The 19,779-nt window shown below is 69.4% G+C and carries 16 protein-coding genes; 11 read left to right on the top strand and 5 right to left on the bottom strand.

Going from position 1 to position 19,779, the window contains the following annotated elements; translation table 11 throughout:
• Positions 1–155 precede the first annotated feature (155 nt).
• Entirely contained in the window at positions 156–1,127 is a 972-nt protein-coding gene (locus ABDW59_RS09725) for a hypothetical protein (protein WP_343629506.1), read from the top strand.
• Positions 1,128–1,152: 25 nt separating this feature from the next.
• On the opposite strand, the gene ABDW59_RS09720 is transcribed toward ABDW59_RS09725, so the two are convergent.
• Positions 1,153–1,941 (bottom strand): transporter substrate-binding domain-containing protein, encoded by a 789-nt coding sequence (locus tag ABDW59_RS09720; RefSeq protein WP_343629505.1) that lies wholly within the window; start codon positions 1,939–1,941, stop codon positions 1,153–1,155.
• A gap of 126 nt (positions 1,942–2,067) precedes the next feature.
• On the opposite strand from ABDW59_RS09720, the gene recG reads away from it, so the two are divergent.
• A complete protein-coding gene (gene recG, locus ABDW59_RS09715) occupies positions 2,068–4,224 on the top strand; it encodes an ATP-dependent DNA helicase RecG (protein WP_343629504.1) in 2,157 nt (718 codons plus the stop codon).
• Between the two features lie 88 nt (positions 4,225–4,312).
• On the opposite strand, the gene ABDW59_RS09710 is transcribed toward recG, so the two are convergent.
• The 3 genes from ABDW59_RS09710 to panB form a co-directional block, all read right to left on the bottom strand.
• Complete coding sequence (locus tag ABDW59_RS09710) at positions 4,313–5,017, bottom strand: peptidylprolyl isomerase (protein ID WP_343629503.1); 705 nt, start codon at positions 5,015–5,017, stop codon at positions 4,313–4,315.
• A 224-nt stretch (positions 5,018–5,241) separates the two neighbouring features.
• Positions 5,242–6,075 (bottom strand): pantoate--beta-alanine ligase, encoded by an 834-nt coding sequence (gene panC / locus ABDW59_RS09705; RefSeq protein ID WP_343629502.1) that lies wholly within the window; start codon positions 6,073–6,075, stop codon positions 5,242–5,244.
• 14 nt (positions 6,076–6,089) lie between these two features.
• The gene (panB, locus tag ABDW59_RS09700) at positions 6,090–6,956 is read right to left on the bottom strand and encodes a 3-methyl-2-oxobutanoate hydroxymethyltransferase (protein ID WP_343629501.1); all 867 of its coding nucleotides are present in this window, start codon (positions 6,954–6,956) and stop codon (positions 6,090–6,092) included.
• 87 nt (positions 6,957–7,043) lie between these two features.
• Here panB and ABDW59_RS09695 point away from each other — a divergent pair, with 87 nt between their 5' ends.
• From ABDW59_RS09695 to ABDW59_RS09685, 3 genes are all read left to right on the top strand, one after another.
• Entirely contained in the window at positions 7,044–7,964 is a 921-nt protein-coding gene (locus ABDW59_RS09695) for a hydrogen peroxide-inducible genes activator (RefSeq protein ID WP_343629500.1), read from the top strand.
• 670 nt (positions 7,965–8,634) lie between these two features.
• Positions 8,635–10,080: a catalase gene (locus ABDW59_RS09690; protein WP_343629520.1), complete on the top strand. Its 1,446-nt coding sequence runs from the start codon at positions 8,635–8,637 to the stop codon at positions 10,078–10,080.
• Between the two features lie 282 nt (positions 10,081–10,362).
• A complete protein-coding gene (locus ABDW59_RS09685; RefSeq protein WP_343629498.1) occupies positions 10,363–10,884 on the top strand; it encodes a Dps family protein in 522 nt (173 codons plus the stop codon).
• Positions 10,885–10,983: 99 nt separating this feature from the next.
• Here the strand turns inward: ABDW59_RS09685 and ABDW59_RS09680 are convergent, their stop codons facing one another.
• Positions 10,984–11,952, bottom strand: a complete 969-nt coding sequence (locus ABDW59_RS09680) for a phosphate acetyltransferase (RefSeq protein WP_343629519.1) — start codon at positions 11,950–11,952, stop codon at positions 10,984–10,986.
• Positions 11,953–12,219: 267 nt separating this feature from the next.
• On the opposite strand from ABDW59_RS09680, the gene ABDW59_RS09675 reads away from it, so the two are divergent.
• The 6 genes from ABDW59_RS09675 (at position 12,220) to ABDW59_RS09650 (ending at position 19,728) form a co-directional block, all read left to right on the top strand.
• A complete protein-coding gene (locus ABDW59_RS09675) occupies positions 12,220–14,703 on the top strand; it encodes a DUF3141 domain-containing protein (protein ID WP_343629496.1) in 2,484 nt (827 codons plus the stop codon).
• Positions 14,700–15,506: an enoyl-ACP reductase FabI gene (gene fabI / locus ABDW59_RS09670; RefSeq protein WP_343629495.1), complete on the top strand. Its 807-nt coding sequence runs from the start codon at positions 14,700–14,702 to the stop codon at positions 15,504–15,506. Before ABDW59_RS09675 ends, fabI begins: the two co-directional genes overlap by 4 nt.
• A 3-nt stretch (positions 15,507–15,509) precedes the next feature.
• Complete coding sequence (locus ABDW59_RS09665; protein ID WP_343629493.1) at positions 15,510–16,727, top strand: acetate/propionate family kinase; 1,218 nt, start codon at positions 15,510–15,512, stop codon at positions 16,725–16,727.
• Between the two features lie 169 nt (positions 16,728–16,896).
• Positions 16,897–17,256 carry a hypothetical protein gene (locus tag ABDW59_RS09660; protein ID WP_343629492.1) on the top strand — a complete coding sequence of 120 codons (360 nt, stop codon included), beginning with the start codon at positions 16,897–16,899 and terminating at the stop codon, positions 17,254–17,256.
• An 84-nt stretch (positions 17,257–17,340) separates the two neighbouring features.
• Positions 17,341–17,952, top strand: a complete 612-nt coding sequence (locus tag ABDW59_RS09655) for an AraC family transcriptional regulator (RefSeq protein WP_343629490.1) — start codon at positions 17,341–17,343, stop codon at positions 17,950–17,952.
• 129 nt (positions 17,953–18,081) lie between these two features.
• Positions 18,082–19,728, top strand: a complete 1,647-nt coding sequence (locus ABDW59_RS09650) for a peptide chain release factor 3 (protein ID WP_343629489.1) — start codon at positions 18,082–18,084, stop codon at positions 19,726–19,728.
• The last annotated feature ends 51 nt before the right edge of the window (positions 19,729–19,779 follow it).

Raw genomic sequence — 19,779 nt, 5'->3', positions numbered from 1 at the left:
TCTCCCGTGCGATCTCCTCTGCGAGCTCAAGGGCTTGTCGCCATCTCGATGGCTCTGCTCCCCCTGCTGGTTTCGCCACTCCTGCGAGCGGAAACCGACCCGGTCCCCATCCCCGTCCACCCCCCCTCCCCGAGCACGGCGTCGACAGCTCCCTTTTGGAATGGCAACGTGGCTGGAGGCCCTTCGAAGGCAAATACGTCCGCTACGACGCGGAGTCGGGCAGCTTCAGCTGCTACAGCCTGGACGGAACGGCCTGCGTGACCGCCTCGCCCACCGCGCCGGACGCCGCCTATCCCGCGCCCCGCGAGTGCCGCGCCGACGGCCCCGACGGCGACTGGTGCGAGCGCGCGTTCGCCGCCAAGTTCGCCACTTGGTTCAACTACTCGTCGGTGGGATTCGGCGTGCGACTGTCCCGCTCGCTCCAGGGACACGCCATGTGCGAGTCCTACGACGGCAAGAAATGCAACTGGAGCTTGGACAGCACGGACGGCGACCAGCCCGCTCGTCCCGAAGAACTGCGACCGCTGGTCTGCGGCGCGAAGCACGCCGCCCAATGGGGCGGTGCCAGCGGCTACGACACGCCCGGCCATTGGTGCAACTCGCGCGAGATCCTGACTCGGAAGCGAGGGGCAGAACTGGACGGCCGGGCATCGCCGCGATTCTTCTTGGCGCCATGGACGTCCAAGGATGAGCCCGCATGGATCCTGCGCGCCACGGTCGGCAAGGGGGCGAGCATGGGGATCGGCCTGTTTGCGGACGATGCAAAGGGTCGGGGCTACCCTTACGAGCAGCGCGTGGAAGACGACGGCAAGGTCGGCATCACCGCGCGGAAGCCATTCGCCAGCATCGATCCGCCGCTTCTCGATGGTCGCGTCACATTGGCCCTGCGCGTCGATGCGAGGGGACGCATGCACTTTCACCGAGCACAGGACTGGACGGCGGACATCCTGGACAGCGAACCGGTGTGGCCGATCACCGGCCTTACGGAGGCCCCTGTGCCAATCGCTGGGGGATCGGTCAGCATGCCCCACTTGCTCGTCTTCTTGTCAGGCAGCTCGACGAGCGAGACTCCCGACGCGCTCGAAGAGCTCTTGGTGACGCGCAAACGCCGCATCCCGGCGGACTGAGTCAGCGCCTCCTTCCGAACCCGCCTCACTGCCAGCGCGCGCTCTGATGCAGCAGCGCCGCAAGCTTGCCGTTGGACTGCATGTCGCCCAGGCCGCGAGCGAACGCGGCGGCGATGCGCTCGCCGTCGCCGCGAGTGCGCGAGAACGCCGTGTACAGCGGAATCTCCGTGATCGCGGGTTCGGTCCAGACCAGCTTGCCGGCGCCCTCGTGCAGCTGGGTCTCGAGCAGATGCATCGCCACGCCCTTGTCGATCAGCGCCAGTTCGATACGTCCGGCCAGCAGCTTGCGCAGATTGGCCAGATCGTCGACCGCGCCTTCGACGGGCAGCTTGGCGGCCTCGAAGCGCTCCGGATTCGCATAGCCGTTGACGACGCCGATGCGTCGGCCGCGCAACGCGTTCAGGTCGTCCACGCGGATGCCCGCGCCGGCCCGCGCCATGAAGCCGACTTGGTTGAGGATGCCCAGCGGCGCGGGAAAGCGCATCGTGCGTTCGCGCTCGGCGCTGCGCCAGGCGCCGACGACGGCGTCGAAGTCGCCGCGCTGGAACTCCAGTAGCGCGCGCGCCCAGGGGCGGAAGCTGAGCGTCACCGTCTGCCCGGCCTGGGCGAGCGCGGCCCGGGTGATCTCGCAGGCGATGCCGCCGCCGGGCAGCGTGCTGCCGGTATAGGGCGGGAACTCCGTCGCGACCAGGCGTACCGGCGAGTCGGCAGCGCGCGCGGGCAAGGGCAGCCCCCCGGCGACGGCGGAGGCGGCGGAGACGGCGGAGACGGCCGAGGCGGCCAGGTGGAGCAGACAGTCGCGGCGGGTGGTCATGAGCGGGGGCCATATCGACCGATGACGCGGCCCGCTCCGGGGGCCGCACGAGCGCGAGCCTAGCAGGCGGCGACGCCCTGCGCGTTCTCGCAGACCCGGGTATCGACGCAGGCAGAATGCCGCCCCATGTCAGAGGCCCGTTCCGCTCCGTCGTCCCAGCCGCCGTCCGCCGCGACCGGCGTGGCCGGCGGCCGCGCGCCGGCCAAGGCGGTGCCCGCGCAGAAATCCGCGCCGCAGAAGGCGATGGAAAAACTCGGCCTGACGCGCGACATCGACCTGGCGCTGCACCTGCCGCTGCGCTACGAGGACGAGACCACGCTGACCCCGCTGGGCGACGCCCGCGACGGCGACACGCTGCAATGCGAGGGCGAGGTCGTCGAGAGCCGCATCGAGGTGCGCGGCCGGCGCCAGCTGCTGGTCAAGCTGCGCGACGACGACGGCGCCCTGCTGCTGCTGCGCTTCCTGCACTTCTATCCCTCGCATCAGAAGACGCTGGCCGTCGGCGCGCGGGTGCGGGTGCGCGGCGAGATCCGCGTCGGCTTCTTCGGCCGCGAGATGGTTCATCCCAACTTCCGCAAGGTCGAGGCGGACACGCCGCTGGCGACCTCGCTGACGCCCGTCTATCCGACCAGCGCGCAGCTGCCGCAGGCCTATCTACGCAAGGCGGTCGCGTCCGGCCTGCGCCGCGCGCCGCTGGACGAGGTGCTGCCCCAGGCGCTGATCCCGCGCGGCCTGCCGCCGCTGCGCGACGCGCTCAACTTCCTGCACCACCCGCCGCCCTCGGCCGGTCTGTCCACGCTGGAGGACCACACCCATCCGGCCTGGCAGCGGCTCAAGTTCGAGGAGCTGCTGGCGCAGCAGCTCAGCCAGCAGCGCGCCCAACGTGAGCGCGCCCATCTGCGCGCGCCTGCCTTGCGCGGCCGGCCCGGCGGACTGCATGAACGGCTGCTCGCCGCCCTGCCCTTTGCGCTCACCGGCGCGCAGCGGCGCGTGTGCGAGGAGATCGCCGCCGACCTGGCCCGGCCGCAGCCCATGCATCGGCTGCTGCAGGGGGATGTGGGCTCGGGCAAGACCGTCGTGGCCGCGATCGCGGCGGCCGTGGCCATCGACGCCGGCTGGCAGTGCGCACTGATGGCGCCCACCGAGATCCTAGCCGAGCAGCATTTCCGCAAACTGATCGGCTGGCTGGAGCCGCTGGGCATCCGCGTCGCGTGGATCACCGGCAGCGTCAAGGGCAAGGCGCGGCAGAAGATGCTGGACGCCGCCGCGTCCGGCGAGGCCACGCTGATCGTCGGCACGCACGCGGTCATCGAGGACAAGGTCCGCTTCCACCGGCTGGGGCTGGCGATCATCGACGAGCAGCACCGCTTCGGCGTCGCGCAGCGGCTGGCGCTGCGCAAGAAGCTCGCCGACGAGGCGGCCGGCGTGGCCGACGCCTCGGCGCCGGGCTCAGGCCCGCTGGAGCCGCATCTGCTGATGATGAGCGCGACGCCCATCCCGCGCACCCTGGCGATGACCTACTTCGCCGACCTGGACGTATCCACCATCGACGAGCTGCCGCCCGGCCGCAGCCCCATCGTCACCCGCGTCTTCGCCGACAGCCGGCGCGACGACGTGATCGAGAAGATCGCCGCCTCGGTGGAGGACGGACGCCAGGTCTACTGGGTCTGCCCGCTGATCGAGGAGTCCGAGGCGCTGGATCTGAAGAACGCCACCGAGACCCATGCCGAGCTCAGCGCCGCGCTGCCCGGCCGTATGGTCGGGCTGCTGCACGGGCGCATGCCGCCGGCGGAGAAGGCAGCCGTGATGTCGCTGTTCAGCGGGGGGCAATTGAGCGTGCTGGTCGCCACCACGGTAATCGAGGTCGGCGTCGACGTGCCCAATGCGAGCGTGATGGTGATCGAACACGCCGAGCGCTTCGGCCTGTCGCAGCTGCATCAGCTGCGCGGGCGCGTGGGTCGGGGCTCGGTGGCGAGCGTGTGCGTGCTGATCTACACCGGGCCGCTGTCGGACACCGGCAAATCGCGGCTGCGCGCGATGGCGGAGACCACCGACGGCTTCGAGATCGCGCGGCGCGACCTGGACATCCGCGGTCCCGGCGAGTTCATGGGCGCGCGCCAGAGCGGCGCGCAGTTGCTGCGCTTCGCCGATCTGCAGGAGGACGCGCCACTGCTGAGCGCGGCGCGAGCGCTGGCGCCCAAGCTGCTCGACGAGCAGCCGCGCGCCGCGCAGCTGCAGGTGGAGCGCTGGCTCGGTCACAAGACCGAGTACCTCAAGGCCTGAAGCCTGCTTCAAACGACAACGCCGCCGACGGTCCTCCCGGACCGCGCGGCGGCGCGTGGCGGGGACCGGCCGCGAGGGCCGGCCGTCCTCACTTCAGCTGAATGGCCCAGTACAGCAGGACTTCCGTGGCCGGGGTCTGGGCGCCGGCCCACAGTTCCGGCTCGGCGTTGATCTTGTCGACCGTGGCGGAGCCCGAGATGACGCGACCGAACACGGCGTAGCCGGGGTTCAGCGCGTCCTTGTAGTCCAGGTCCTTGCTGTTGTCGGCGCTGTTGAAATAGAACTGGCTGGTCGCCGAGTCCACCGGCGAGGCCAGTCGAGCCATCGCGATCGTGTACTTCGTGTTGGACAGGCCGGGGATGTTGGTCTCCAGCTTGATGGCCGGATTCAGGCCGGTCTTCTCGACGAAGCCGGTGCTGTAGCCGCCGCCCTGGGCGACGAAGTTGGGCACCACGCGATGGAAGATGGTCTTGTCGTAGAACTTCGCGTTGACGTACTTCAGGAAGTTGGCGGTCGTCAGCGGCGCGCGGGCGTCCAGCTCGACGACGATCTCGCCGTCGCTGGTCAGCATGCAGACCGTGCTGGCGGCCGTGCTGGCGTTGGACGCGGCGATGCCGGCGGCGCTGCAGGTCAGCGTCGGCGGCGTGGTCACCGGGTTGGGCTTGGGCGAGGTGGGCTTGGAGCCCGCGTCGCCGTCGCTGCCGCCGCCGCAAGCGGCCAGGAACACGGCGCCGCCGATCGCGGCGGTCAGGGCCAGCAGACGGCCGGCGGACAGGGGGGTGGTGGACTTCATGGGCGAGGCGAGGAAGCTTGTGGCTTCCGAACTGGCGTGGAAAGCGCGCAGTATCGTGTCAGCGCCGACACATTCGACAGCCGACGTGCGCGCGACGCACGGGAAGACCCCAGGCTTTCCCTAACGCTTCGTTAACACGGTGTTGCACTTCACCGAGCGGACGGGAAAGTCCTGGGTCGGCGAGCGGCTCGCCCCGATGGCGACGGGCATTGCGCCCGTCCGGTTCAGCACTCGAGGTTGTCGATCAGACGGGTCTGTCCGATGCGCGCGGCAGCCAGCGCCACCAGCGGCTCGCCCTCGCGCGCGGGGCCCAGATCGTGGCGACGGCGCAGCGTCAGATAGTCCGGCGCCCAGCCCGCGTCCCGCAGCGATTGCATCGCGTCGGCCTCGAGGCGGTCGAGGTCCCGTTCACCCGCCTGCCAGCGCGCGATCAGCGCCTTGAGCGTGCGCGAGAGCAGCAACGCGTCCTGCTTCTGCTGCTCGCTCAGATAGCCGTTGCGCGAGGACAGCGCCAGGCCGTCGGCATTGCGCTCGGTCTCGCCGGCGAGGATGCGGATCGGCATGGCCAGCTGATCGACCATGCGGCGGATCACCATCAGCTGCTGGTAGTCCTTCTTGCCGAAGACGGCGACGTCCGGCTGCACGATCTGGAACAGCTTGGCCACCACGGTGCAGACGCCGATGAAGAAGCCCGGACGGAAGTGGCCTTCCAGGATGTCGGCCAGCTCGGCCGGCGGATGCACCTTGTAGCCTTGCGGCTCGGGGTACATCTCCTTCTCGTCGGGCGCGAAGATGAAGTCGCAGGTCGCGCTGTCGAGCAGCTCGGCGTCGCGGGGCAGCGTGCGCGGGTAGCGGTCGAAGTCCTCATGCGGCGCGAACTGCAAGCGGTTGACGAAGATGCTGGCGACGACGACACCGTCCGGCCCCACCGCGCCGCGCGCCTGACGCACCAGCGCCAGATGTCCGTCGTGCAGGTTGCCCATGGTGGGAACGAAGGCGACCGGCTTGCCGCCCGCGAGCGCGGCGCGCAAGCCGGCGATGTCGTGATGGATCTTCATGGCGAGGGGGGCGATCAGTAGGTGTGCTCGGGCGCGGGGAAGGCGCCGGACTTCACGTCCGCGACGTAGCGAGCGAAAGCCTCGCCCACCGAGGCCGAGCCCTGCATGAAGTCGCGCACGAAGCGCGGCTTGCGGCCGCCTCCGACGCCCAGCATGTCGTGCATCACCAGCACCTGGCCGGAGCATTCCGCGCCGGCGCCGATGCCGATCACCGGCACGCCCAGTTCGCGGGTCAGCTCGCCGGCCAGCACGGCGGGCACCATCTCCAGCAGCAGCATTTGTGCGCCGGCGTCGACCAGCTCGCGCGCATGGGCCTTGATCTGGGCGGCGCTCTCGGCGTCCTTGCCCTGGACCCTGTAGCCGCTCAGCGCGGTCACGGTCTGCGGCGTCAGGCCCAGGTGGGCGCAGACGGGGATGCCGCGCTCGGTCAGGAAGCGGACCGTTTCGGTGGTCCAGCCGCCCCCCTCGAGCTTGACCATGTGAGCGCCGGCCTGGGCCAGCTGCATGGCGTTGCGCCAGGCGACCTGGGGCGACTCGTGATACGTCCCGTAGGGCAGGTCCGCGACGATCCAGGCCCGCTGACGGGCGCGGGCGACGCAGCCCGTGTGATAGACCATGGCGTCCAGCGTCACCGGGACGGTGGTCTGCAGGCCCTGCACCACGTTGCCCAGCGAGTCCCCGATCAGGATCGAGTCCACGCCGGCGTCCTCCATCGCATGGGCGAAGGTGGCGTCGTAGGCGGTCAGCATGGCGATCTTCTCGCCGGCGGCGTGCATGTCCAGCAGGCGCTGCAGCGTGACCGGCTTGCGGTCGGGTGAAGTCGTGGCGGCGGTCGCGGACGGGCGCGGCGCGCTGGCGTAGGGGGAGGTCGGTTCGGTCATGCGTGTCCCCTGGAAGGGAGGCCCATGGGTGGGGCGGCAGTGTACCGGCGGTGCCACGAGGCCGCTTTCTGAGGACAATGACGGCCCATGACCCTCACCGAACTGCGCTACATCGTCGCCGTCGCCCGCGAGCGCCATTTCGGCCGCGCGGCCGAAGCCTGTTTCGTGTCGCAGCCGACGCTGTCGGTCGCGATCAAGAAACTGGAGGAGGAGCTCGACGTCAAGATCTTCGAGCGCGGCGCCAACGAGGTGACGATGACGCCGCTGGGCGAGGACATCGTGCGCCAGGCCCAGTCGGTGATCGAGCAGGCCAGCGCGATCAAGGACATCGCCAAGCGCGGCAAGGATCCGCTGGATGGGCCGCTGCGGCTGGGGATCATCTACACGATAGGCCCGTATCTGCTGCCGGAGCTGGTCAAGCACTGCATCGACCTCTATCCGCGCATGCCCTTGATGCTGCAGGAGAACTTCACGCAGAAGCTGCTGGACATGCTGCGCACGGGGGAGCTGGACTGCGCCATCATGGCCGAGCCCTTTCCCGACACGGGGCTGGCGGTGGCGCCGCTGTACGACGAGTCCTTCGTCGTGGCGGTGCCGGCCTCGCACCCGCTGGCCAAGAAGGAGCGCATCAGCGCCGAGGAGCTCAAGGCCGAGACCATGCTGCTGCTGGGCAACGGTCACTGCTTCCGAGACCACGTGCTGGAGGTGTGCCCGGAATTCGCGCGCTTCTCGACGGACGCGGAGGGCATCCGCAAGAGCTTCGAGGGGAGCTCGCTGGAAACGATCAAGCACATGGTGGCGTCCGGGATGGGCGTGACCGTGGTGCCGGCGCTGAGCGTGCCCGACGTGGTGCCGGCGCACCTGCGCTACGTCCCGTTCGAGGCGCCGGCCCCGACGCGCCGGGTGGTGCTGGTCTGGCGCCGCACCTTCACCCGCTACGAGGCCGTCGCCGCGCTGCGCAACGCGGTCTATGCCTGCGAGTTGAAGGGGGTGGAGCGGTTGTCTTGAGCTGAGACGGCGCTACCAATGCGCCGGCTTGCGGATCGGCTTCTTGCGTGTCGGCACAAGTGCAGGCAGCTGCGCCTCAGCGAGCCATTCATCCGCCACTTGGACCACCGTCCAGTGGGCATGCTCACGCAAGGCGCTGCTTGGACGGCGATGCGCATCCTCATCTGCCCGAGCCGGTCGAATCGGCATGACGATGCCGATCTCGATGTGAGGAAAGTCCCAGCCACTTGTGCGGAGTTCCGCGCAACCTGCCGTAATAGAGGTTGTATCCGTCGACATACGCGCCGACCCGATGGCTGGACTTGATGGAGGTCAAGAAATGCGGACCCCAGAAAGTGAAAAAGCCACCCCGGGTGGAGCGGCTTTTTCGTCCCAAGCAGGTTGGCTAACCAAATAACGCCTGCAGGGGAGGAGTGGTGCGGTCGATTGTCGCCCTGAAATCCGTCGCCAGTCAATCTCGTTCTTCGCGTCCAGTTGGTTTTCCCAATCATGTCGCTTAGGCTATTCAAATAGCTTCACCCATAGCCATTCTCTAAAGTCCCTCCTCATGCCGACCCGACGACCCTCCTCCGGGAGAAGCCGGGGTCATCGAAGCGGCCTAAAAAGCCAGTCCACGCATCGAGGAGTGCCCATGAGCGCCAAGCCCCAACATCCCGCCCAGTGCCCGGTCATGACGACGACCGCCGGCGCGCCCATCGCCGACAACCAGAACACCCTCACTGTCGGCCCCCGCGGCCCCGTCCTGATGCAGGATTACCAGCTGCTCGAGAAGCTGGCCCATCAGAACCGCGAGCGCATTCCCGAGCGCGCTGTCCACGCCAAGGGCTGGGGCGCCTTCGGCACGCTCACCGTCACCCACGACATCTCCCGCTTCACCCGCGCCAAGCTCTTCGCCGAGGTCGGCAAGCAGACGCCGATGCTGGCCCGCTTCTCCACCGTCGCCGGTGAGCAGGGCGCCGCTGACGCCGAACGCGACGTGCGCGGCTTCGCGCTCAAGTTCTACACGGACGAAGGCAACTGGGACCTGGTGGGCAACAACACGCCGGTCTTCTTCATCCGCGACCCGCTCAAGTTCCCCGACTTCATCCGCACCCAGAAGCGCCACCCGGTCAGCAACCTGCGCTCGGCCACCGCCGCCTGGGATTTCTGGAGCCTCTCGCCCGAGTCCCTGCACCAGGTCACCATCCTGATGAGCGACCGCGGCATCCCCGTCAGCCCGCGCTTCATGAACGGCTACGGCTCCCACACCTTCAGCTTCTGGAACGCCGACGGCGAGCGCTTCTGGGTCAAGTTCCACTTCAAGACCCGGCAGGGCCATCGCACGATGACCAACGCCGAGGCCTCGGCCGTCATCGCGCAGACCCGCGAAAGCTTCCAGGAAGACCTGTTCGGCGCCATCGGCAAGGGCGAGTTCCCGCAATGGACGATGTTCGTGCAGGTCATGCCCGAGCTGGACGCCGACAAGACCCCGTACAACCCCTTCGACCTGACCAAGGTCTGGCCGCATGCGGATTACCCGCTGATCGAGGTCGGCGTGCTGGAGCTCAACCGTAATCCGGAGAACTATTTCGAGGAGGTCGAGCAGGCCGCGTTCTCGCCGAGCAACGTCGTGCCCGGCATCGGCTTCAGCCCCGACCGCGTGCTGCAGGCCCGCATCTTCAGCTACGCCGACGCGCACCGTTATCGCCTGGGCACGCATTACGAGGCGCTGCCGGTGAACAAGCCGCAATGCCCGGTCCATCACTACCACAAGGATGGCTCGATGAAGTTCTTCCGCACGCCCACCGGCAACGCGGACGCCTATTACGAGCCCAACAGCTTCGGCGGTGCGACGCAGGATCCCTCGGTGGCCGAGCCGCCCCTGCGCCTGACCGGTGACGCGGGCCGCTTCGACCACCGCGCCGGCAACGACGACTACGGCCAGCCCGGCGCCCTCTTCCGCCTGCTGGGCGCGGAGCAGCAGCAGCGCCTGGGTCGCAACATCGCCGAGTCCATGCGCGGCGTGCCGGCCTTCATCATCGACCGCCAGCTGGGCCACTTCGACAAGGCCGATCCGGACTACGGCCGCGTCGTCCGCGCCGCGCTCACCGCACTGGACATCGAGCACACCGCCTGACCACGGCGCCGGCGACGTCGACGGCGGACGTCGGCGTCCATTTCATTTGCAAGGAGCAAGACATGACCCCGAAATCTGGACAACGCACCATCGGCTGGTTGCTCGTCGCGGCCGGGTCCGCGCTCAACGTCCAGTCGCTGGTCGACTGGATGCGTCACAGCGTGGCCTGATCGGGTCGCGTCGCGCCCAGAGGACCTCGCGCGGCCCGATCGCCGGTCACCCGGATCGGTTAGGCTGCGCGGCGTCTTTCTTGTTTCATTCATCCGCATAAGGAGTCCCTCGATGGCCAAGAAGAGCCCCTCCACCGCCAAGGCATCCGCCCAGGGCGCGCCCTCGATCCAGATCGGCATCAGCGACAAGGACCGCGCGGCGATCGCGCAAGGCCTGTCCAAGCTGCTGGCCGACACCTACACCCTGTACCTGACCACGCACAACTTCCACTGGAACGTGACGGGGCCGATGTTCAACTCGCTGCACGCGATGTTCATGGCCCAGTACACCGAGCTGTGGAACGCGGTCGACCCGGTGGCCGAGCGCATCCGCTCGCTGGGCCACAAGGCGCCGGGTTCCTATGCCCAGTTCGCGCAGCTGAGCTCCCTGCCCGACGCCCCGGCCACGCCGCCCAAGGCGCTGGACATGGTGCGCATCCTGGTCGACGGCCATGAAGGCGTGGCCCGCACCGCCCGCGCGCTCTTCGACCTGGTCGACAAGGCCAGCGACGAACCCACCGCCGACCTGCTCACGCAGCGCCTGACGGTGCACGAGCAGACCGCGTGGATGCTGCGCTCGCTGCTGGAAGAGTGATCGACCGATCACGGGACCGCGTCACGCCGATGGGGACGCGATCCTGACGAACGAAGGGGACCGCAAGGTCCCCTTCTGCGTGGCGACACGGTGTCGCGTTCAGCCCACCGCCTTGATGCGCCCCGCCCGCCGCGCCGCCGCCAGCATCGACGCCAGCGCGCAGGACGCGAGCCGCGCGGTGCGCGAGTCCGCACGGCTGGTCAGCACGATGGGCACCTTGGCGCCCAGCACCACGCCCGCCGCATAGGCCTGGGCCAGGAAGCTCAGGCTCTTGGCCAGCATGTTGCCGGCGTCCAGGTCCGGCACGATCAGCACGTTGGCCTTGCCCGCCACCGGCGACGCGATGCCCTTGATGCGCGCGGCCTCGGGATCGATGGCGTTGTCCATCGCCAGCGGGCCGTCCAGCACCGCGCCGGTGATCTGGCCCCGATCGGCCATCTTGCACAGGGCCGCCGCGTCCATCGTCGAGGGCACCTTGGGATTCACCGTCTCCATCGACGACAGCAGCGCCACCCGCACCTCCGGCAGCCGCAGCGCATGCGCCAGGTCGATCGCGTTCTGCACGATGTCGACCTTGTCCTCCAGCGTCGGGACGATGTTGATCGCGGCGTCCGAAATGATCAGCGGCTGCGCATGGCCCGGCACGTCCATCACGAAGCAATGGCTGATGCGCCGCGCGGTGCGCAGCCCGCCTTCACGCCGCACCACCGCGCCCATCAGCTCGTCGGTGTGCAAGCTGCCCTTCATGATGGCGTCGACCTCGCCCTTGAGCGCCATCGCCACCGCCGCCTCGGCCGCCGCATGACTGTGCGGCACATCGATCAGGGTGAGCCGCGTGAGATCGACCCCGGCCGCCGCCGCAGCCTCGGACACCTTGCCGGCCGGGCCGATCAACACCGGTTCGATCAGCCCCAGCGCCGCCGCTTCCGTCGCCGCCAGCAGCGACACGTCATTGCAGGGATGGACCACCGCCATGCGCAGCGACGGCAGATGGCGCACGGCCTCGATCAGGCGGTCGTAATGGGGATGGGCACTCGGCGGGTGCCCGCTCGCCGAGTGCGCGCCCAGAGCTTGATCCACCAGCGTCGACGCGTTCAACTCGGAAGCGGACGAGATCCGGGCATCGGAGCCCGAGACGGACGAAGAAGAGATCACTGGCGCTCCCTGAAGCGATGGTTACGCACGAGTTCCGCATGAAGATCCGTTAACCCTGCGTGATCCTCGGACTTTAACGACGGATCACGGACGATGATGCATGCTGCGGTGCAACATGGCAAGCCGCCGCGAGGGCCGACCGGGCCGTCGCCGCGGGCCGTCGACACAGGGAGAAGCGACATGTTCCAGTGGGTGCGACAAGCCGGCGACGGCGGCGAGGTGGGCGGAGTGGGCGGAGTGGGCGGAGTCATCAACGGCGACTTCGCCGCCACGCCTTGGGGCCGATACGCCGCCGACGCCTGGCAGCGCACCGTCCTGACGCTGGACGTGATGCGCGAGCGCGGCAACGTCTTCCTGGACCACCTGCACGCTGGAAAACCGGCGCTGCTCAAGTTCGAGCACGAACTGCTGATGGACGGCCGCGACCTGCCGCAGCCCTGCAACTACTCGCTGCTGCGCATCCTGCCGCCGGATGGCTCGGTGGTCGATCCCGAGCGCCGACCCATCGTCGTCATCGATCCTCGCGCGGGACACGGACCCGGCATCGGCGGCTTCAAGCCGGACTCCGAAATCGGCGTCGCGCTGCGCGCCGGCCATCCGGTCTACTTCATCACCTTCGAGCCTGAACCGGTCGAGGGCCAGACCTTGCTGGACGTGGCGCGCGCGGAGGCCCTGTTCATCGAGGAAGTCGGCCGCCGGCATCCGAAGGCACCCGGCCTGCCGGCGGTGATCGGCAACTGCCAGGCCGGTTGGGCCGTGGCGGCGCTGGCCGCCGTGCGCAGCGACCTGATGGGGCCCATCGTGCTGAACGGGGCGCCGCTGTCCTACTGGGCCGGCTCCGCGCAGCAGAACCCCATGCGCTACGCGGGCGGCGCGCTGGGCGGAGCCTGGCTGTCGGCGCTGTCGGCCGACCTGTGCGGCGACCGCTTCGACGGCGCGCATCTGGTCTCCAATTTCGAAAACCTCAACCTCGCCAACACCTGGTGGGACAAGTACTACAACCTCTACGCCAATGTGGACACGGAGCGCGAACGCTTCCTGGACTTCGAGCGCTGGTGGGGCGGCTACTTCCGCATGACCGGCGAGGAGATCGAATCCATCGTCGAGAACCTCTTCATCGGCAACCGCCTGGCGCGCGGCGAGGTCGAGCTGGAGGGCTACCGGCTGGACCTGCGCAACATCGCCGCGCCGATGGTGATCTTCGCGTCCTGGGGCGACAACATCACCCCGCCGCAGCAGGCGCTGGACTGGATCATCGACGTCTGGGGCAGCGAGAAGGCGCTGATCAAGGCAGGCCGCACCATCGTGTACATGCTGCATCCGCGCATCGGCCACCTAGGCATCTTCGTCGGCGGCGCGATCGCGCGGCGGGAGCATGAACAGATCGTCGACACGCTGCAGCAGATCGCCGCGCTGCCGCCCGGCCTCTACGAAATGAAGATCGACGCGCGCGATCCCGACGCGCCGCTGGCCGCGCTGGAATCGGGCGACTACAGCGTCAGCTTCGAGACGCGCAAGGTCGACGATCTGCGCGCGCTCAACGCCGACGGGCGGCGCGACGAGGCGCTGTTCAGCACAATCGCCCAGGTGTCCGAGTCCAACATCCGCGCCTACCGCCAATGGCTGCAGCCGGCCGTGCGCGCGATCGGCAGCAAGCCGCTGGGCGAGTTGCTGCGCTGGCTGCATCCGCTGCGGCAGCAGCATCTGGCGATCTCCGACCTGCACCCGCTCGCGCCCTGGATCCGACACGCTGCCGAGCAGGCGCGTGAGCACCGTCAGCCCGTGGAGGCCGACAACCCCTGGCTGCGCTGGGAGCAGCTCGGCTCGCGCTGGATCAGCGAGAGCCTGGATCGCATCGGCCAGCAGCGGGACGCCTCGCTGGTGCGCTGGGTGGAGGCGGTCTACGGACCCAACGGCCTGGGCGCGCTGCTGCCGCCGCGCGCCGACGATGTCGCGTCCGGCGCGGCGCATGCGATCGCCGACGAGGCCGAAGGCCGGCGCGTGGCGCTGGCGCAGGTCGACCAGGGCGGTTTCGCCGAGGCGGTCTGCCGCATCCTGCTGACCGGGCTGGCCCATCGCGGCGTGCTACAGCGGCGCGGGCTGATCCTGGGTCAGCTGCTGGCGGACTCGCATCGCCGCATGGCGACCCGCATGGCCGGCGCCGCAGCCGCGGCGGCGCCGTCGGAGGACTGGGCCTCGCTGCTGCACCGGCAGGCGCTGGTCGTGGCCTTCGCGCCGGAGGAGGCCATCGCCGCCCTGCCCCGGCTGCTGCCGGAGGCAGCCGATCGCGAGCAGGCAGTCGCGCTGGCCAGCGCGGTGTTGATGAGCGAGGCCGAGCTCGCCGACCCGAAGTCGCCGGCGGCACGCTACGTGCACCGCGTGCTGGAGGTCGATCCGGCCCGCGTGGCGGCGCTGGCGCAGTCGCTGTCGGCGGCACCGGCGGCGACCGTGTCGATCGCGGCGTCTCCGGCGCCCAAGCCCGCTCGCGTGCCTGGCCCTCGTACGCGCCCCGCGGCCGTGGCCGACGCCACAGCCGCGCCCAGAAGGGCTGCCGCCAAGGTTTCGCCGAGCACCCCTGCCAAGACCGCGGCAAAGACCCCAGCCAAGACGGCGACGACGACGGCACGCCGGGCCGCGCCGCGACCCCGCAAGGTCCCCGCATGAACGCCGCTCACGGCGCCGCCAGCGCGCGCCACGCGCAACCGCAGCTGCTGGCCGGCCGCAAGGTGCTGGTGACCGGCATCGCCAACGACCAGTCCATCGCCTACGGCTGCGCCAAGGCCTTCCACGCGATGGGCGCGGACCTGGCGCTGACCTACCTCAACGACAAGGCGCTGTCGCATGTCGCGCCGCTGGCCGAGGCGCTGGACGCCGAGCTGCTGCTCCCGCTGGACCTGCGCCAGCCCGACGCGCTCGGCGCCGTCTTCGCCGCGCTCTCCGAGCGCTGGGGCGTGCTGGACGCGGCGCTGCATTCCATCGCCTTCGCGCCCAAGGACGACCTGCACGGCCGCTTGGTCGACAGCAGCGCCGCCGGTTTCGCGCAGGCCATGGACATCTCGTGCCACAGCTTCATCCGCATGGCGCGATTGGCCGAGCCGCTGATGCGCGGCGGCGGTACGCTGTTCACGATGAGCTTCCAAGGGTCCACCCGCGTGGTGGACCACTACAACCTGATGGGCCCGGTGAAGGCCGCGCTGGAGGCCTCGGTGCGCTATCTGGCCCATGAGCTGGGCCCGGCGGGCATCCGCGTGCATGCGATTTCTCCAGGGCCGATCGCGACGCGCGCGGCCTCGGGCCTCGCGGAGTTCGACCATCTGCTGGCCGACGCCGCCGCAAGGGCGCCGGCGCATGCGCTGGCCACGATCGACGACGTCGGCTTCGCCACCGCCATGCTGGCCGCGGACCACGCGCGACTGATCACCGGCACCACGCTGTTCGTCGACGGCGGCTATCACATCATGGGGTGAGCCATGGATCCAAGACTGGAAGGCGAGTTCATCGCCGTCGTCAATGCCGGCTCGTCCAGCATCAAGCTGTCGATGTTCTCGCTGCACGAGGACCGCCGCCGCGGTCCGCTGCGTCTGGAGCTGCGCGCCCAGGTCGAGGGCTTGGGCACGCGGCCGCATTTCGAGGCCCGTCATGCGGACGGCTCACCGGCCGGCTCGCGCGACTGGCCGGTCAGCGAAGGGCTCTCGCATGAGGCGGCGCTGGACCATCTGGTCGAGTTCGTGCGCCATGAATTTCCCGGCATCGAGATGCTGGGCATCGGCCACCGCGTGGTGCACGGCGGCACCAGCTTCGACGCGCCGCTCGTCGTGACGCCCGAGGTGCTGCGGCAGCTCGAAACGCTGATCCCGCTCGCCCCGCTGCATCAGCCGCACAACCTGGCCCCGATCCGGCGTGCGTTCTCGGCGCTGCCGGGCTTGCCGCAGGTGGCGTGTTTCGACACGGCTTTCCATCGCGGCCAGTCCGATGTCGCCGACGCCTTCGCCCTGCCCTATGCGATGTTCGAGGCTGGTGTGCGGCGCTACGGATTCCACGGGCTGAGCTACGAGTACATCGCCTCGCGGCTGCCGGCGCTGTCGCCGCGACTGGCCGATGGCCGCGCGGTGGTGCTTCATCTGGGCAACGGAGCGAGCGCCTGCGCGATGCAGCGCGGCCGCAGCGTCGCCAGCAGCATGGGCTTCACCGCGCTGGACGGCCTGCCCATGGGCACGCGCAGCGGCGCCCTCGATCCCGGCGTGCTGATCTATCTGATGGACGAGCACCGCATGGACGCGCGCGAGCTGGAAGCGCTGCTCTACAAGGAATCAGGACTGCTGGGACTGTCCGGCGTGTCCAGCGACATGCGCCAGCTACTGGCCAGTGACGCGCCGCGGGCGCGCTTCGCCATCGATGTCTTCGTCCACCGCGTCGCACGCGAGATCGGCGCGCTGGCGGCCGAGATGGGCGGGCTGGATGGCGTCGTGTTCACCGCCGGCATCGGCGAGCACGCCACCGAGATCCGCCGCCGCGTGATGTCGCGCTGTCTGTGGCTGGGCCTCACCGGCCATGATGGCGCCAACCGCGAGGGCGCGCCGGAGCGCCGCATCAGCGCCGTCGACAGCCGCTGCGAGGCCTGGGTCATTCCCACCGACGAGGAGCTCATGATGGCGCGGCACACCTTCCGGCTGCTCGCGGGCGAGTGATCGCAGCTTTCATGACCGAGCGAGATTCCTTGTTTCCTTGTTCCGTTGATTCCCCGCTGGCGAGATCGCCTTGTTCCCGTCATGCCTTGTTCCCCGGCGGCCGTGATATCGGCATCCACGGCCCGAGGGCCCCGTCACGCCGCCATGCCGTCATTGAAAGGACATCGCCATGAGGACGCCCAAGCAACGCCACAGCGCCGAGGAATGGGAGAAGACCGTCGAGGACGTGGACCTGGAGATCGCGCAGCTGGCGATCATGTGCCGCATCCGTCTGCTGGAACCCGGCGTGATCGAGCGCGTGCTCGACAACGACTTGCGGATCTGCCCGGACGGCCACGAAAGCGGCTTCGAAAAACTGCGGGGCATGCTCTACCTGCACTACGAGGTCCAGACCCGGCTGGCCGAGGAGCTCGGCCCGGCCGACGCGGCCGAGGTGATCCAGCGCGTGCGTCAGCACCTGATGGTGCGCATCGGCACGCAGCTGGGCGTGCCCGCCGAGGGCGATGCGGGCACTGCGCCCGCCGCCTGAGGCCCGCCGCCGCAATAACCCCACCGGCTTGGGCGATCCGGGGCGCGGCGCTACAGTCGGCCGCATTGCCTCGCGGGTCCCGCCATGCGCATCGCCATCCTCTCCTTCGACGGCTTCAACGAGCTGGACAGCTTCGTCCCGCTCGGTCTGCTGAACCGGCTCAAGCCACTGGGCTGGTCGGCCGAGCTCTGCGGCCCCGGCGCCGCGGTGACCTCGATGAACGGGGTCTCGGTGCAGCTGCAGCGCCCCTTGGAATGGGCCAACGAGGCCGACGCGGTCTGGTTCGGCTCCGGCGTCTACACCCGGGCGATCGCGGAGAACTCCGCCCTGCTGGACCGTCTGCAGATCGATCCCACGCGCCAGCTGATCGCGGCGCAATGCTCCGGCGCGCTGATCGCCGCGCGGCTGGGCCTGATCGGCGACGCGCCCGCCTGCACCGACACGACGACGCGACCCTGGCTGGTCGAAGCCGGGGTGCGGGTGCTGGACGAGCCCTTCCATGCGCGCGGCCCGGTGGCCAGCGCGGGCGGCTGTCTGGCCTCGCAATACCTGTCGGCTTGGCTGATGTGGCGCAAGGCCGGCGAGTCCGCCGCGCGCGACGCGCTGAGCTACGCCGCCCCGGTCGGCGAGAAGGCCGAGTACGTCGAGCGCCTGCTCGCCCGGGTGCGGCCCTTCATGGAAGAACGCGGCGGCTAGCCCGCGCGTTCGCCCTTCGCCGATAATCGCGGGTTCGCCGCCGGTGCCCAGCGCCCGCAGCGCGATCCCTTTCAAGATCCCAGCGCGCACGGTCGACTTCGACGCGGCGCGCGCAGCCTCTCTCGCGCCATGTCCACCGACACCGAACAGCCCAGCCGCATCCAGTCCGAAGTGCGCCGCCGCCGCACCTTCGCCATCATTTCCCACCCTGACGCGGGCAAGACCACGCTGACGGAAAAGCTGCTGCTGTTCTCGGGCGCGATCCAGATCGCCGGCTCGGTGAAGGCGCGCAAGGCCTCGCGCCATGCGACCTCCGACTGGATGGAGATCGAAAAGCAGCGCGGCATCTCGGTGGCTTCGTCGGTGATGCAGATGGAGTACCGCGACTGCGTCATCAACCTGCTCGACACCCCGGGTCACCAGGACTTCTCGGAAGACACCTACCGCGTGCTGACCGCCGTGGACGCGGCGCTGATGGTCATTGACGCGGCCAACGGCGTGGAGCCGCAGACCCGCCGCCTGCTGCAGGTCTGCCGCGCGCGCAACACGCCCATCCTGACCTTCGTCAACAAGCTGGACCGCGAAGTCCAGGAGCCGCTGGCGCTGATGGACGAGATCGAGCGCGAGCTGGGCATGACGGTGGTCCCGTTCACCTGGCCGGTGGGCATGGGCAAGCATTTCCACGGCGTGATGGACCTGCGCCAGCAACGCATGCGCGTGTTCTCGCCCGGCGAGGACCGCGCCGCGGGCACCGAGGAAGTGCTGGACGGCCTGGACAACCCGGCCTACATCGAGCGCTTCGGCATGCAGTACGAGAACGCGCAAGGCGAGATCGAGCTGGTCAAAGAGGCCGCGCCGGCTTTCGATCAAGAGGCCTTCCTGACGGGCAAGCAGACGCCGATGTTCTTCGGCTCCGCGGTGAACAATTTCGGCGTGCAGGAAGTGCTGGACGCGCTGGTCGAGCTGGCGCCCGCGCCCGCCGAGCGCGCCGCGATGCAGCGCGTCGTGCAGCCGGAGGAGACGAAGTTCACCGGCGTGGTCTTCAAGATCCAGGCCAACATGGACCCGGCGCACCGCGACCGGATCGCCTTCCTGCGCGTGGCCTCGGGCCACTTCGAGCGCGGCATGCGGCTCAAGGTCGTTCGCTCGGGCAAGGAGCTGCGGCCCAACACCGTGGTGAGCTTCCTGTCGCAGCGCCGCGAGCTGCTGGACGAGGCCTTCGCCGGCGACATCATCGGCATCCCCAACCACGGCGTGCTGCAGCTGGGCGACACCATCACCGAGGGCGAGGCGCTGCAGTACACGGGCTTGCCGTTCTTCGCCCCGGAAATGTTCCGCTCGGTCGAAGTGGCGGACCCGCTCAAGACCAAGCAGCTGCGCGAGGGCCTGCGCCAGCTCGGCGAGGAAGGCGCGATCCAGGTCTTCCGTCCGGAAGCCGGCAGCGTGCTGCTGCTGGGCGCGGTCGGTCAGCTGCAGTTCGAAGTCGTCGCGCATCGGCTGGAGCACGAGTACGGCGTGAAGGCCCGCGTCATGGCCGCGCGCTACAACGTCGCGCGCTGGGTGACCTGCGACGAGGCCGACGGCGGCGAGAAGGAGCTGCGCCGCTTCATCGACCACAACGCGCATCGCGTGGCCTGGGACGCGGTGAACGCGCCGACGGTGCTGCTCGAGTATGCCGGCGAGCTGCGCGCGATGCAGGAGAACTGGCCCAAGATCAAGTTCCACGCGCTGCGCGAGCACGCGGGCCTGGTCTTCCAGAAGCAGATGGACGCCTGATCGCCCGGGTCGCCCCGGTCGTCCTGACCGTCCCGGCATCGCGCCGGGGCG

The organism is Roseateles sp., assembly GCF_039595295.1.
GTDB lineage: Bacteria > Pseudomonadota > Gammaproteobacteria > Burkholderiales > Burkholderiaceae_C > Roseateles.
Note: the sequence above shows the minus strand (reverse complement) of the source record. Positions and strands in the feature narration are given on the sequence as shown.

What these genes read in the sequence shown, in the direction of transcription:
- ABDW59_RS09720 (WP_343629505.1), bottom strand. Translation starts at nt 1,941, where the DNA reads ATGACCACCCGCCGCGACTGTCTGCTCCACCTGGCCGCCTCGGCCGTC.
- recG (WP_343629504.1), top strand. Translation starts at nt 2,068, where the DNA reads ATGTCAGAGGCCCGTTCCGCTCCGTCGTCCCAGCCGCCGTCCGCCGCG.
- ABDW59_RS09710 (WP_343629503.1), bottom strand. Translation starts at nt 5,017, where the DNA reads ATGAAGTCCACCACCCCCCTGTCCGCCGGCCGTCTGCTGGCCCTGACC.
- panC (WP_343629502.1), bottom strand. Translation starts at nt 6,075, where the DNA reads ATGAAGATCCATCACGACATCGCCGGCTTGCGCGCCGCGCTCGCGGGC.
- panB (WP_343629501.1), bottom strand. Translation starts at nt 6,956, where the DNA reads ATGACCGAACCGACCTCCCCCTACGCCAGCGCGCCGCGCCCGTCCGCG.
- ABDW59_RS09695 (WP_343629500.1), top strand. Translation starts at nt 7,044, where the DNA reads ATGACCCTCACCGAACTGCGCTACATCGTCGCCGTCGCCCGCGAGCGC.
- ABDW59_RS09690 (WP_343629520.1), top strand. Translation starts at nt 8,635, where the DNA reads ATGACGACGACCGCCGGCGCGCCCATCGCCGACAACCAGAACACCCTC.
- ABDW59_RS09685 (WP_343629498.1), top strand. Translation starts at nt 10,363, where the DNA reads ATGGCCAAGAAGAGCCCCTCCACCGCCAAGGCATCCGCCCAGGGCGCG.
- ABDW59_RS09675 (WP_343629496.1), top strand. Translation starts at nt 12,220, where the DNA reads ATGTTCCAGTGGGTGCGACAAGCCGGCGACGGCGGCGAGGTGGGCGGA.
- fabI (WP_343629495.1), top strand. Translation starts at nt 14,700, where the DNA reads ATGAACGCCGCTCACGGCGCCGCCAGCGCGCGCCACGCGCAACCGCAG.
- ABDW59_RS09665 (WP_343629493.1), top strand. Translation starts at nt 15,510, where the DNA reads ATGGATCCAAGACTGGAAGGCGAGTTCATCGCCGTCGTCAATGCCGGC.
- ABDW59_RS09660 (WP_343629492.1), top strand. Translation starts at nt 16,897, where the DNA reads ATGAGGACGCCCAAGCAACGCCACAGCGCCGAGGAATGGGAGAAGACC.
- ABDW59_RS09655 (WP_343629490.1), top strand. Translation starts at nt 17,341, where the DNA reads ATGCGCATCGCCATCCTCTCCTTCGACGGCTTCAACGAGCTGGACAGC.
- ABDW59_RS09650 (WP_343629489.1), top strand. Translation starts at nt 18,082, where the DNA reads ATGTCCACCGACACCGAACAGCCCAGCCGCATCCAGTCCGAAGTGCGC.